Here is a 13810-nt window from a genome sequence, read left to right as displayed (position 1 = left end):
ATGAAAAAGCACATCCTTCTTATCGGAGGGTCCCATGGTATTGGGCATGAACTCATACAAAAACTTGTGGGTGAACACCAAATTACCGTTGCTTCACGCACACGACCTGAGCTGGAATCGGAAGATCTGACATACATTCCTTTCGATGCGACCACTGATGTATTGGACCCTACGCAATTGCCCGAAACCATCCATGGTTTCGCCTTTCTGCCAGGAAGTATCAATCTGAAACCTTTCAAGATGTTGTCTACAGAGTCTTTTTACGAGGCTATGGAACTCAATTTCTTTGCTATGGTCAAAGTGCTGAAAACGGTGCTCCCTAGAATGGCCGAAGGTTCTAGCATGCTCTTTTTCAGCACGGTCGCAGTAACTACCGGGATGCCTTTCCACAGCAGTATCGCTGCCGCTAAAGGCGCGGTAGAAGGCTTTGTAAAATCAATGGCGGCAGAATACGCGCCTAAAATTCGATTTAACGCCATCGCCCCCTCATTGGTCGATACCCCTTTGGCATCACGTTTGCTCGGCAACGATCGTAAAAAGGAATTGATGGCTGCCCGGCACCCGATGAAACGCTATGGGCACCCTGAAGAAATCGCCGAATTGGCCAGCTTCTTGTTAAGGGACCAAAGCAGCTGGGTCACCGGACAGATCATCGGAATCGATGGCGGTATGTCGACCTTAAACGTCAATTAATGGGAAAACGGGTTGCGGTATTTTGGTTCCGTAGGGATTTAAGACTGGATGACAATGTCGGTTTCTACAACGCTTTGAAAGGGGATGTTCCGGTCATTCCGCTTTTCATTTTCGATCCGGAATTGTTGGCCAAACTCCCGAAAGACGACCCCCGGGTATACTTTATTTTCAGGGCCTTGAACACCATGCAGGCTGAACTCAAGGCACATCAAAGTGGTGGTATGTACATCGCTTACGGAAAACCGGAAGCTATTTTCGAACAACTGATGACCGATTACCAGCTCGAAACGGTCTACACCAATCACGACTATGAGCCGTATGCTAATAAGCGTGACGGGCATATCGCAGCCTTACTTTCGGAAAACAAGGTAGGTTTTAAGACCTTTAAAGACCAAGTAATCTTCGAGAAAGGGGAAGTCACCAAGGACGACGGGGCGCCCTACGTGGTGTACACCCCATACAAAAACCGTTGGAAATCACAGTTCAACCCCGCGCTGCAATTGATCGAATACGATACGCTTTCGATACTCGGCAATTGTTATTCAGGACCATTGCCTTCTCCAGTCTCCCTGGCCGAAATGGGGTTTCAAGATGCATCGATCAGCGTTCCCGATTTCGTAGCGACCAAGGAGCTTATCGAAAATTATGAGGCTACCCGGAATTTTCCGGCCAAGGAAAAGGGCACTTCCCGGTTGGGCCCCCACCTCCGATTCGGAACGGTTTCTATCCGTAAAATGATGCGTAAGGCCATCGCTTCAAAGAACGAGGTCTTTTGGAGTGAGTTGATTTGGAGGGAATTTTTCATGCAGATCCTTTGGCACTTTCCGCATACCGTCGATCGTGCGTTCAAACCCAAATATGACCGCATCGCTTGGCGCAACGACCCAGACGATTTCGAACGTTGGAAAACGGGCATGACCGGCTACCATTTGGTCGATGCCGGAATGCGTGAATTGAATGCGACGGGGTATATGCACAATAGGGTGCGCATGCTGGTCGCCAGTTTCCTTTGTAAGCATTTATTGATCGATTGGCGGTGGGGCGAGGCTTACTTTGCCGAAAAATTGCTTGATTTTGAATTAGCCAGTAATGTGGGTAACTGGCAATGGGCCGCTGGCAGTGGGGTCGATGCCGCCCCTTATTTCCGGATTTTCAATCCCACGACCCAAGTGCAGAAATTCGATAAGCAGCAAACCTATATCCAAAAATGGGTGCCTGAATTGAATGAACTCACCTACCCTTTGCCCATGGTCGACCATAAGTTCGCCCGTGAACGCTGCCTCGAAACCTACAAAGCCGCGGTGGGTTGATTTCTTTCGGTTTTTTGGGTTATCTTATACTCGAAACCAATTATTCCATCCGAAAATGAAAACCATCTACATCTCCCTGTGTTGTTTGCTGTGTAGCATCCCTTTAATGGGACAAAAAATGACATCGAGCAAAAAGAAGGTCATCAGTTCCATCGAAAACCACGAAAGCGATTTGATCGCGATCAGCGATTCCATTTGGGAGTTGGCTGAAACAGCCTTCAATGAGAGCGGATCTTCAAGAATTTTAGCCGACTATGCCGAAAAGAACGGATTTAACGTCAAACGAGGTGTGGCCGATATTCCGACGGCCTTTACCGCGGTATACGGTTCAGGTAGCCCCGTAATCAGTATTTTGGGGGAGTTTGATGCCCTACCTGGACTTTCACAAAAAAGAAGTCCGGAAAAAGACCCTTTGGTACCGGGCGGATCCGGTCACGGCTGCGGCCATAACATGTTCGGAACCGCAAGTCTTGGTGCCGCCATTGCTATTAAAGAGTTGATGCAGGAAGGGAAAATCAAGGGAACCATCAAATTTTTAGGAACGCCTGCCGAGGAAAAATACTTTGCCAAAGTCTGGATGGTCGAAGCGGGCCTTTGGGATGATGTGGATGTGAACATCAGTTGGCACCCCGGTGCGAATATAGAAGCCGATGTACAAAGCGGGTTATCCTTGATCGATTTCATCGTCGAGTTTTATGGACAAGCCGCCCATGCATCCGCCGATCCCTGGAACGGACGTAGTGCCTCCGATGCCTTGGAACTCTATACCACGGGGATCAATTATTACCGAGAACATATCAAGCCGACATCGAGGATCCATTACCACATCCAAGATGGGGGCCAGGTGGTCAATGTCGTACCCGACTATTCTAAAATCTGGGTACGGGTCAGGGACCCAAAACGTAAAGTCATGCTCCCGACCTATGAGCAGGTGAAAAAGATGGCCGAAGGTGCGGCGATCATGGCCAATGTCGACTACAAAATATCGCTGGTTTCAGGCATTTACGAGATGTTGGTCAATCGCAGAGGAGGTGAGATCATGCAGGGCAATCTCGAACTCCTTGGGCCGATAGCTTACACCAAAGAAGAGGTAGCTTTTGGGAAGGCCATTCAGCGAGCAACGGGCAAACCGGAGGTCGGAATGGACAGCAACATCAATCCTTTACGGGCTACGGAGGAGTTTCCTGGAGGGGGATCGACCGATGTCGCCGATGTGAGCTGGAACGTACCTAACATCAATTTAAGCGTGACCACCGCTCCCAAAGACACCCCGTGGCATTCTTGGGCCGTAGTAGCCTGTGGGGCCATGAGCATCGGCCATAAGGGCATGAGCTATGCCTCAAAAGCCATGGCCATGACCATGGTCGATCTTTTCGAGAACGAAAAGCTGGTGGCCGAAGTCAAAGAGGAATTCAAAATGCGAAAAGGGGATGAGGTCTATGAAGCCATGATCGACGGCCCACCTCCAATCGGAGAAAACTAAGCCCATGAGTGACCCCGTATTGCAAAGTTTTGACCTGGGTTTCCCTTGGCAAACCCAAGATCCCTTTTTGTTCAGCGTATACCATTTGGATCATTACCCTAAAGGGAACGGGCAATTGGGTGTCGACGAAGCATCCTTGGCAGAAAGGAACCTCGGTAACGATTTTACCCTAAAAGACGGATGGCGTATGTATCACGGTACCAGCATACCGGGGTTTCCGTACCACCCCCACCGGGGTTTCGAGACCATTACCATTGTGAACAAGGGGTTCTGTGACCATTCCGATTCCCTCGGGGCGGCAGGTAGGTTCGGGGAAGGCGATGTGCAATGGATGACCGCTGGCAGTGGGGTACAACACTCCGAAATGTTTCCTTTGATCCATACCGACAAACCCAATCCGTTAGAACTCTTCCAAATATGGTTGAACCTTCCGAAGGCCAGTAAGTTCGTCGCACCACATTTCAAGATGCTTTGGCATGAAGATATTCCCTTGGTAGCGGAAGACGGTGGACAAGTCAAAGTCATCGCGGGCAGTTACAAGGGGCAAGAGGCGGTTGCACCTGCCCCGGACTCATGGGCCGCTATAGCGGAAAACGAAGTGGCCATATGGAATTTGAAGATCGATGCCCTGGCAAGCATAACCCTACCCAAAGCCTCGAAAACGGTGAATCGCACCCTATATTTTTACCAGGGGTCTTCACTAAAAATAGGGGCTAAGGAATACGGACCCAATCAAGGTATTGTTTTGGACCCTACCGTTGAAACTTCCCTCGTCAATGGTAATGAGCAAGGGCATTTCATACTCTTACAAGGCAAGCCTATTGCCGAACCCGTTGCCAAATACGGGCCGTTCGTCATGAATACCCAAGCCGAGATCGAACAAGCCATGCAAGAATATCGGTTGACCCAGTTCGGAGGGTGGCCCTGGCCTTACCCCGACAACGTGCATGCTGTCGAACGGGGTCGTTTTGCCAAATATCCTGATGGATGCCTTGTCGAAAAATAGTCCGGAAGTACCCGTTGCGTTGTAAAACCGCGCTCAATCGCCTATATTTGAGTAACAACCAATAAACAATAAATAGATTTATGATTTCGCTTGTATACCGATCGGTAGCCAGTGAATCTTTTGAGGTGTCGCAAATCTACCACATGCTTAGCGATGCCAGAGATCGTAACGTGTACAATGATATCACGGGCTGCTTGTTGTTTCACAACAACCAATTTTTACAACTGCTTGAAGGCGAAGACGACAAGGTCAAGACTTTGTTCGAGAAAATCAGTAATGATGACAGACATCATGAAATCACCGTGATCTGTGAGGAACAGCGGAATGATCGCTTGTTCAAGGATTGGAGCATGGCATTTCATGATTATGGTCAAAACGGTACTTCGGCCAACATCAAGTTGAAACAGATCGATACGATTTTCAATGCTTCAGGCGTATTTATGGAACCTAACAAAATCGCCATTCCTTTTTTCGAAAACGTCAAGGAAATCCTATTCTCGAAGGCGGACCACTAACTGGAAAGCCTACTTAAACCCGGGTAATCTTCGCTCCGATCGCGCGCAAACGCTCGTCAATATTCTCATATCCGCGATCGATTTGTTCGATATTGTGGATGGTAGACACCCCTTTAGCGGATAGCGCGGCAATCAGCAAGGAAACCCCTGCCCGAATGTCGGGTGAGGTCATGGTCGTTGCCTTGAGGCTCGATTTGAAGTCATGACCGATCACGGTCGCCCTGTGTGGATCACAGAGAATGATCTTGGCCCCCATATCCAACAGTTTATCTACAAAGAACAGCCGGCTTTCGAACATTTTTTGATGGATGACCACCTCTCCCCTTGCCTGGATGGCCGTAACCAGTAAGATACTCAAGAGATCAGGGGTCAAGCCCGGCCAAGGGGCATCGGCAATGGTCAGGATGGACCCATCGATGTAATTTTGGACCTCATAGCCCGATTCGTGTGCCGGAATGTAGATATCATCGTTCCGTTTTTCGATCGTGATACCCAATTTTTGAAAAGCGTTCGGAATCTGTCCCAGATTATCCCAGCTAACGTTCTTAATGGTCAATTCACTTTGGGTCATGGCCGCCAAACCGATCCAACTTCCGATCTCGATCATATCCGGAAGCATGGCGTGTTCGGTACCCCCTAACTCCTGAACTCCCTCTATGGTCAACAAATTTGAACCGATGCCTGATATTTTCGCACCCATGCGAACGAGCATTTTGCAAAGTTGTTGTAGGTAGGGTTCGCAAGCGGCATTGTAAATAGTGGTCGTACCTTCGGCCAACACGGCAGCCATCACGATATTGGCCGTTCCTGTTACCGAGGCTTCGTCCAATAGCATGTAGGTACCCTGTAGTTTCTCGGCCTCTACGCCATAAAAATACTCTTCCCTGTTGTAGCGAAAACGGGCCCCCAACTTGATAAAGCCTTCAAAATGGGTATCCAAACGACGCCTTCCGATCTTATCGCCCCCGGGTTTTGGTATGTATCCTTTTCCGAAACGTCCCAAGAGTGGTCCGACCAACATGATCGAACCGCGCAGCCCGCGCCCGTCTTGTTTGAATTTATCTGATTGGAGGTAGTCGAGGTTAACGTCATCGGCCTTAAAAGTATAACTGCCCTTTCCCTTTTTCTGGATCTTCACCCCAAGGTCTTCCAATAGGGCGATCAGTTTGTTGACGTCGACAATGTCCGGAATGTTGGTGATGCTTACTTCCTCGGCCGTCAGTAATACGGCGCATAGAATCTGTAGTGCTTCATTCTTGGCACCTTGGGGCATGATCTCGCCTTGCAGCCGTTGCCCTCCTTCAATTCGAAATGTACCCATGTGGATTCGTTTCCTAGTAACGTTTTTTATTGCGGTTGTTCCGTTGCTTTTTGTTGTTGTTATTGTTGCTACGGTTCGACTTTTGAATACGGTTTTTCAAGAATTGGGTGCTCTCGGTCAGGCTTTCACCGTCGGGTGCCAAATCGATTTGACCATCACTCAACTCCTTGAGATGACCGAAGATGGCCGAATCTTCAACGGAATCCTTGTTCCAATTGAGATAACATTTTTTCATGTGATTGGCAATGGCATATTCAAGCCCGTCACGCATATCCCCTTTTTCCCAGGACACTGCAACATCGATCATTCGCTTGATGTTGTTTCCATAAAATCGGTATTTCGGAAAATTCTGCGGGTATTCCAAAGGATCGGGGCGTTGTTGCAACACCTCTTTCGAAGTGATCGGAAAGGGCGAATCGACATCCAATTTAAAGTCGGACATGATAAACAGTTGATCCCACAACTTATGCTGGAAATCGGGTACATCACGTAAGTGCGGTTGCAAATTGCCCATTACACTGATGATGGATTGGGCGACCTTATTCCGTTCTTCACGGTCGGCTATAGAGACCGCATGATCGACCATTTTTTGAAAGTGACGGCCGTATTCAGGTATAAAAAGCTTTGACCGCTCTGTATTGTATTCGAGGTTGTCTACTAAATTCAATCTGGAAAGTTTATAGGTGATACAAAAATCTGGAAGTATCGTATTTACGTACGCAAATTACTAAAATTATGGCATTCCACTGCCATTAAAGGGAAATTACACCCTCGATAACAGCGACTTCCTTATACTTTTCGATAATCGCATCGGGGTCTTTGGCCTTCAGGGTAATCGACACGCTGGTATAGGTCCCTTTTTTCGATTGTTTGGATTCAATGACCGCTCCCGGAACGTCGAAAATCGCTTGTATCCGTCCGATCTTTTCGGTATCCGTGGGTACTATGAACTTGTAGAGGTAGGTGGAAGGCCAGGTACTGTCTTCCAAGAGCTGTTCGCGTAAACGATTGTAAAATTCATCGGACTTTTGGGTATCCATGCTTAATTTTTTACAAATATAACTTCTAAAAAGTCAATTTTTTTCTCGCTGGGGGATTTCATTACTTTGTGAAGGAACTCGAATTGGGAATGCATGAGGAAAATTGTGGTAACCGGCGCACCCGGCACTGGAAAAACAGTGGTCATCGAGGCCTTGGAAGCCGCGGGATATCCCTGCTTCCATGAGATAATCCGCAGTATGACCGCCGAAGCCAAATCGGCTGGAACGATCAAGGAACAGGTAAGCAACCCTTTGGCTTTCGTCGATGATCCTTATGCCTTCAACCGCAGTCTGCTTCAAGGTCGTATCGATCACTTTCTAAAAGCCGACAAACAGCCGGACGCGTTGTGTTTTTTCGACCGTGGTATACCGGATGTTTTGGCTTACATGGATTATTTCGATCAAGCCTACGAACCTGATTTTACGGAAGCTTGCGAAACCCATCGCTACGATGCCGTGTACATTTTACCCCCTTGGAAAGCCATATACGTTTCCGATAATGAGCGACTTGAGACGTTCGAAGAGGCCGAGGCCCTTCATGAATATCTGATGGCGACCTACACCCGCTTTGGGTATACGCCCGTTACCGTTCCAAAAACTACGATTGAAAATAGGACGGATTTCGTTTTGAAAGACCTTAATCTGAAGTAGCCGTGCATCCTGATCCGCTATCCATCTTGAAAACCTATTGGAATTATGATTCCTTTTTGGGGTCTCAAGGGAAAATCATCGCCTCGTCCATTTCGGGTCATGACGTACTTGCACTTTTGCCTACTGGCGGGGGCAAGTCGATATGCTATCAAGTACCTGCCATGGCCAAAGATGGGATCTGCATCGTTGTTTCGCCCTTGGTGGCCTTGATCCATGATCAGGTGGCACGACTAAAAGCGATGGATATCAAGGCCGTAGCCTTGGTCGGTGGACAAAAAGAAGAACGGGTCGATCAGTTGTTGGACAATTGTGTGTATGGCGATTATAAGTTTCTTTACCTGTCACCTGAACGCTTGCAGCAGCGATTGGTACAAGAACGTATTGAAAAAATGAAGGTCAACTTAATAGCCATCGATGAAGCCCATTGTATATCGCAGTGGGGGCATGACTTCAGACCTGCCTATTTAAAGTGCGATGTTTTGCGGAGCTTGCATCCCCAGGTCCCGATCATCGCTTTGACCGCTACGGCTACCGAACAGGTCATTGGTGATATTGCCACTACCCTTCAACTCAAGATCGATAGACCGATAAAAGATTCCTTCAAAAGGGCCAACCTCCAATTCGCCGTAAGGCAAACCGAAGACCTGCAGCACCAGATCATCGATGCCGTCAAACGGGCCCAAGGAAGTGCGATCGTATATGTCAGCACCCGCAGGCACACCCAGGAATACGCCAAACTCCTGGCATCCCATGGGATTGAAAGTGATTTTTTTCATGGGGGACTGACATCGGATCAAAAAAAATCAAAAATCGATGCCTGGTTGCTGCATGGGCAATGCACCATGGTGGCCACCAATGCCTTTGGTATGGGCATTGACAAATCGAATGTGCGCCTCGTACTCCATCTCGATCTGCCCGAAAGCATTGAAAACTATTACCAAGAAGCCGGACGTGCCGGACGCGATGGAAAAACGGCCAAGGCGATGTTACTACTTCGGCCCGACTTTCAAAAAACCGCAACACGTCGCTTTCTGAGATCACTGCCCGATGTGGCTTTCATCAAGACGCTATATGCCAAATTGAACGCTCATTTTCAAATTGCTTATGGCGAAGGGGAACAAACCCGTCACGGGTTACATTTCGAACGATTTTGCGCACATTATGGTTTTAATCCCGCACTTGCGTATAACGGACTACGGGTTCTAGATCGTAACGGTGTCATTGCCATGGCCGAACAATTCAAGCGGCAGACAACGATCCAATTTCTGGTCGACAACAAGTCCCTCTTCCACTACATGGAACGACACCCGGGCCATGTGGACCTAATACAAACCATTTTAAGGACTTATGCCGGAGTATTCGACTACGAGACAAGTATCAACTTGTACCGTTTGGGAAAACGTTTGCAACGACCCGAAAGCCAGCTCACCGAGGCCCTAGGGATTTTGGCCAAAGAGGGATTGATTTCCCATAGCAAGAACGATAGTGATCTCGATATCACGTTTTTAGTTCCAAGGGAAGACGATCGGACCATTAATGTCTTTGCGAAATCGATCACCCGGTTGAACCAATTAAAAAAAGGACGGCTCCAATCGGTGTTGGATTATGGTGACCCGGGTTTGGCCTGTCGCACCAACTTTTTGCTTGACTACTTCGGGGAGAACCCTTCGGCTCCATGTGGCCAATGTGACCGCTGTCTTGAAAGACGGCAAGAAACGGACCCAGAAAGTACAAAGCAACGTATTTTAGCACTTTTAAAAGAAGGTGGCGCTTCATCGAAAGTGTTGGTGCATCGCCTTGACAGGCGACCACAACTTGTTTTAAAAGGATTGCAAGAGCTCTTGGAAGATGGCATTGTAATCCTGAACACCAATTCGGAATATGAAATCAAAACAAACTGAGCGGGAACTCAGGATCATTTTTATGGGTACGCCCGAATTCGCGGTCGAAGGACTACGCCGTTTGCTGTTAGCGGGCCAAACGGTTGTCGGGGTGATTACCGCCCCTGACCGACCTGCCGGTCGCGGCAGAAAACTACGGCCTTCGGCAGTTAAACAATTCGCCCAAGCCCACGGACTGCCCGTTTTACAGCCCACCAATCTAAAAGACCCGGACTTTTTGGATGATTTGAGGGCCCTTGGTGCTAACCTCCAGGTCGTGGTGGCATTTCGGATGTTGCCCAAAGAGGTCTGGCAAATGCCGGAGTACGGAACCTTTAACCTGCACGCTTCATTGCTTCCCCAATACCGGGGTGCCGCCCCTATCAACTGGGCGATCATCAATGGGGAGACGGAAACAGGGGTCACCACTTTTTTCATCGATGAAAAAATCGATACGGGAGCCATGATATTGCAAGAACATTGTTCCATAGGTCCTGAGGAAACCGTAGGGGAACTGCACGATCGACTGATGGAGCTCGGCGCCGATCTTATCGTTCGAACGGTCGAACGCATCGCCCAAGGCCCGGTGCCCACCCAAATACAACCCCAAGCAGAAGATTTGAAACCCGCGCCGAAACTCAACAAGGAGAACACCCGAATCGATTGGTCACAACCTTTGCAGGCCATATTCGACCAAATTCGGGGGTTGGACCCCTACCCTGCCGCATGGACCGTTTTAAACAATGTGGGCGATGAATTGGTCTTGAAAATTTATACTTGCAGTATCGAGCCGGGGACCCACGGTTATGAACCCTTACAATTGGTGACCTCCAAAAAAGAGATCAAAGTAGCCTTGCCCGATGGGTTTTTGAACCTACATGAAATCCAGTTACCGGGAAAACGTCGGATGGAGGCCAAAGCGGTGTTAAACGGATTTTCATTCGAGAAAACTGCCAATGTCGTCTAAAGCCGCACTATGACTAGGCTCACGAAAATTGGGGCAAAACGTCCACATTTATCAACAAACGTTTCAAGTTATCAACAAAAACCCTGATTTCCCTTGATTTTACTTGCGTCGGTGGCAAATCCATATAAATTTGCTCCAGCATTAAAGTTATTTTAACAACAATTAATTTAAGTCAATTATGAACAAAACAGAGTTAATCGATGCAATGGCAGCTGATGCTGGCATCACTAAGGCAGCAGCCAAAAAAGCATTGGAATCTTTCTTGGGAAATGTTGAAGGCTCTCTTAAAAAAGGAGGAAGAGTTTCATTGGTAGGATTTGGTTCTTGGTCTGTTTCTAAAAGAAATGCAAGAGAAGGTAGAAATCCCCAAACTGGGCAGACTATCAAAATTGCAGCCAAAAATGTTGTAAAGTTTAAAGCTGGCGCTGAATTGGGCAAAGCGGTAAACTAATATCATACATACGATATTCGAAAAGCACTTCCTCACCGAAGTGCTTTTTTTGTTTTGGGCAAATTTTTGTCAAATCGACATAATAGCTTACATTTAAGTAACTCCAATCGCATGATGTTGAACACTACACCGGAAAAAGGCAAGCTTCTTATCGCCGAACCAGCATTGACAGGTGATGTTTCCTTCAATCGTTCGGTGGTCCTTCTGGCCGAACATAACGACGAAGGGTCGGTCGGGTTTATTTTGAACAAACCGTTGGAATACGACATCAGTGATCTGGTCACTGAAATCAAAATGCCGTTCAAGGTATTCAACGGCGGGCCGGTAGAACAAGACAACCTCTATTTCATCCACAAGGTGCCGGAGCTGATCGAAGACAGTATCGAAATCTCAGACGGTATTTATTGGGGTGGGAATTTTGAAAAGACCATTGCCTTGATCAATGACCAGACGATTACGGAAACCGATATCCGATTCTTTTTGGGGTATTCCGGATGGGCTTCATTGCAGCTCGACCAAGAGCTTTCCTCGAAATCATGGGTGATCGTGAGCAATGAGTACCAGAGCGATATCATCCAGAAATCATCTACTGCCTTTTGGAAAGAAAAAATGGTCGAATTGGGCGGTGATTACCTGATTTGGTCGAATGCCCCTGAAAACCCAATCCTCAATTAGGTCAAGCGGGCCAAGGTGTTCAGTTTGGCGGCCATTGCTTTGGCAACCTTGTTTTCAAACGATTTTTTACGGTATTTGGTAACGGGGATAACCCCTGAAATGCTATTGGTGATAAACAGTTCATCCGCTTTTTGCAGTTCAAAAGGGGAAATGGAGACCGCTTCGATTTCAAATTCCTCCAATTTGCCGACAATTTCGATCAGCTTCTTCCTGACGATGCCGTTCAAACAACCATCGGTAAGTGGTGGGGTTTTTATCTTGTTCCCAAAAACCAAGAAGAGGTTTCCATTAATGGCCTCGACCAGCTGCTTATCGGTATTCACCAAGAGGCAATTTTCGTAATCGTTCTCTTGGGCAAAAACCCCTGCAACGATATTCAAAAGTTTGTTGGTCGACTTGAGGTTTGAAAGCATGCCCGGGTTCACATAATGATCACGAAAAAGTTCGACTTCGTAGGCTGCCTCATCGATAACATAAAAAGCATCGGCCATCGGGGAGACCTCGATCAGGTATCCGATTTGGTTGTCTTTTGGCACATATTTGCCCCCATAATTCCGGAATACGGTGATGCGAACGCGACAAGGACTGTCGGTCAAGCCATTGGCTTCGACGGCTCTTTGGATTTCAGCAGCGAGGTATTCCATGGTGAATTCCATGGGGATTTCCATACGAAGCACCCGCATTCCGGCCATTAATCGAAAATAATGGTCTTCCCAAAACATCAACTTCGAATGGATCGATCGTAGGGTTTCAAAAAGGGCGTCCCCATACTGAAATCCTCGATTTTGATGTGAAAGTACCGTGGCATCGGAAGCGATGATAGTGCCGTTGAAATTGACCATAAAAAAAGTCCCGTTAAAATCGGGACCAAAGATACGTTTCAAAAAGGGAACAGCCTTATTTGGAGCCCAACACCTGCTTTAAATCGGCAATTTGGTTGCCCCATAACATTTTGGCTTCATCCAGTTCGTCCTCTTCGGCGAAATCGGTAATGAACAATGAAACGTCTTTCGTGATTTCATCAACGATGATCCGCATTTCGAAAAAACTGCCATCCTCGTTTTCATCCCAAGCGAATTTGACGAATTCATCGGTCTTACGCTTTAGCATTTTCGCCAACTCCTCGGCACCGTCCCAAATAAAGGTGAAGGTCTCCCCCCTGGAGTTTACGTTGTCAGCGAACCATTCTGAAAGTCCTGAAGGTGTTGAAATATATTGGTATAGCAGTTGCGGTGATGACTGGATCACGAACTCTATCTCAAATTTGGTTTTATCACCCATGTATTGGCTATTAAGCGTTGTTCAATTCTATAATTCGGTAATATAAAAAAATAAATATCAAATAATAAAATAAATCTGTTTTTTGACAGGCTGAAATTAACCTTTATATTTGCACCCGCTTAAAGGAATCATGGCGAGGTAGCTCAGCTGGTTAGAGCGTCGGATTCATAACCCGGAGGCCGGGGGTTCAAGTCCCCCTCTCGCTACGAAAAAGCCCGTTTTTCATTGAAAACGGGCTTTTTTTTGATTCGGTTTGATAACTAAACGAACTACCCTTAGAAATCCGTCAAATTCTGAAAACGTAAATTCAAAAGGGTCGGGCAGTTCGTTATCTTTTTTCAGTGCAAGGCGTTTTAGCCATATTTCAGTGGGCAGGTAATCAATTGGCGGCTTGCCCCAGGTATGTTCGACCATGCCTGATGGCGTTTCGTTGTGAAAGCGACCGCACTTCCATTTCGATAAATCGGTATTGAAAAAAGCGGAAAGCCTACACCTAAAACACTGTGCCCAATGCCCGGCACATACCAAAAACTTGAA

Annotated in this window: 16 protein-coding genes and 1 tRNA gene; 11 read left to right on the top strand and 6 right to left on the bottom strand. The window is 47.3% G+C overall.

Translation table 11 applies throughout. The annotated features are described in order from the left end of the window. The 5 genes from ABV409_RS07335 (at position 1) to ABV409_RS07315 (ending at position 5007) form a co-directional block, all read left to right on the top strand. Positions 1-693 carry an SDR family NAD(P)-dependent oxidoreductase gene (locus tag ABV409_RS07335; RefSeq protein WP_353876928.1) on the top strand — a complete coding sequence of 231 codons (693 nt, stop codon included), beginning with the start codon at positions 1-3 and terminating at the stop codon, positions 691-693. Continuing rightward, a complete protein-coding gene (locus tag ABV409_RS07330; protein ID WP_353876927.1) occupies positions 693-2003 on the top strand; it encodes a cryptochrome/photolyase family protein in 1311 nt (436 codons plus the stop codon). The genes ABV409_RS07335 and ABV409_RS07330 overlap by 1 nt, the downstream gene beginning before the upstream one ends. Positions 2004-2121: 118 nt before the next feature. Continuing rightward, a complete protein-coding gene (locus ABV409_RS07325; protein ID WP_425589997.1) occupies positions 2122-3486 on the top strand; it encodes an amidohydrolase in 1365 nt (454 codons plus the stop codon). A 4-nt stretch (positions 3487-3490) separates the two neighbouring features. Then, a complete protein-coding gene (locus ABV409_RS07320; RefSeq protein ID WP_353876925.1) occupies positions 3491-4492 on the top strand; it encodes a pirin family protein in 1002 nt (333 codons plus the stop codon). A gap of 80 nt (positions 4493-4572) precedes the next feature. Then, the gene (locus tag ABV409_RS07315; protein WP_353876924.1) at positions 4573-5007 is read left to right on the top strand and encodes a BLUF domain-containing protein; all 435 of its coding nucleotides are present in this window, start codon (positions 4573-4575) and stop codon (positions 5005-5007) included. Positions 5008-5020: 13 nt separating this feature from the next. Here ABV409_RS07315 and murA read toward each other — a convergent pair whose 3' ends face one another. From murA to ABV409_RS07300, 3 genes are all read right to left on the bottom strand, one after another. Continuing rightward, positions 5021-6328: a UDP-N-acetylglucosamine 1-carboxyvinyltransferase gene (murA, locus tag ABV409_RS07310; protein WP_353876923.1), complete on the bottom strand. Its 1308-nt coding sequence runs from the start codon at positions 6326-6328 to the stop codon at positions 5021-5023. A gap of 13 nt (positions 6329-6341) precedes the next feature. Then, complete coding sequence (locus tag ABV409_RS07305; RefSeq protein ID WP_353876922.1) at positions 6342-6995, bottom strand: DUF4290 domain-containing protein; 654 nt, start codon at positions 6993-6995, stop codon at positions 6342-6344. Between the two features lie 85 nt (positions 6996-7080). After that, positions 7081-7368 carry a DUF493 family protein gene (locus tag ABV409_RS07300; RefSeq protein ID WP_353876921.1) on the bottom strand — a complete coding sequence of 96 codons (288 nt, stop codon included), beginning with the start codon at positions 7366-7368 and terminating at the stop codon, positions 7081-7083. Positions 7369-7461: 93 nt separating this feature from the next. On the opposite strand from ABV409_RS07300, the gene ABV409_RS07295 reads away from it, so the two are divergent. From ABV409_RS07295 to ABV409_RS07275, 5 genes are all read left to right on the top strand, one after another. Next, positions 7462-8019, top strand: coding sequence for an AAA family ATPase (locus tag ABV409_RS07295; RefSeq protein WP_353876920.1), 558 nt, complete (start codon positions 7462-7464; stop codon positions 8017-8019). Positions 8020-8021: 2 nt separating this feature from the next. Continuing rightward, positions 8022-9920, top strand: coding sequence for a RecQ family ATP-dependent DNA helicase (locus tag ABV409_RS07290; protein ID WP_353876919.1), 1899 nt, complete (start codon positions 8022-8024; stop codon positions 9918-9920). Then, on the top strand, positions 9901-10866 hold the full coding sequence (gene fmt / locus ABV409_RS07285) for a methionyl-tRNA formyltransferase (protein WP_353876918.1): 966 nt from the start codon (positions 9901-9903) through the stop codon (positions 10864-10866). Before ABV409_RS07290 ends, fmt begins: the two co-directional genes overlap by 20 nt. A 178-nt stretch (positions 10867-11044) precedes the next feature. Then, the gene (locus ABV409_RS07280) at positions 11045-11317 is read left to right on the top strand and encodes an HU family DNA-binding protein (protein WP_353876917.1); all 273 of its coding nucleotides are present in this window, start codon (positions 11045-11047) and stop codon (positions 11315-11317) included. Between the two features lie 114 nt (positions 11318-11431). Further along, positions 11432-11992, top strand: coding sequence for a YqgE/AlgH family protein (locus tag ABV409_RS07275; RefSeq protein WP_353878151.1), 561 nt, complete (start codon positions 11432-11434; stop codon positions 11990-11992). On the opposite strand, the gene ABV409_RS07270 is transcribed toward ABV409_RS07275, so the two are convergent. Further along, positions 11989-12876: an aminotransferase class IV gene (locus ABV409_RS07270; protein WP_353876916.1), complete on the bottom strand. Its 888-nt coding sequence runs from the start codon at positions 12874-12876 to the stop codon at positions 11989-11991. The genes ABV409_RS07275 and ABV409_RS07270 overlap by 4 nt on opposite strands. Positions 12877-12889: 13 nt before the next feature. Next, positions 12890-13273: an START-like domain-containing protein gene (locus tag ABV409_RS07265; protein ID WP_353876915.1), complete on the bottom strand. Its 384-nt coding sequence runs from the start codon at positions 13271-13273 to the stop codon at positions 12890-12892. Between the two features lie 132 nt (positions 13274-13405). On the opposite strand from ABV409_RS07265, the gene ABV409_RS07260 reads away from it, so the two are divergent. Beyond that, positions 13406-13479 (top strand) — tRNA-Met (locus tag ABV409_RS07260). A gap of 16 nt (positions 13480-13495) precedes the next feature. Here ABV409_RS07260 and ABV409_RS07255 read toward each other — a convergent pair. Next, positions 13496-13687, bottom strand: a complete 192-nt coding sequence (locus ABV409_RS07255; protein ID WP_353876914.1) for a hypothetical protein — start codon at positions 13685-13687, stop codon at positions 13496-13498. Positions 13688-13810: the final 123 nt, after the last annotated feature.

The sequence above is a fragment of the Flagellimonas algarum genome, assembly GCF_040513375.1.
In the GTDB taxonomy this organism is placed as follows: domain Bacteria; phylum Bacteroidota; class Bacteroidia; order Flavobacteriales; family Flavobacteriaceae; genus Flagellimonas_B; species Flagellimonas_B algarum.
Note: the sequence above shows the minus strand (reverse complement) of the source record. Positions and strands in the feature narration are given on the sequence as shown.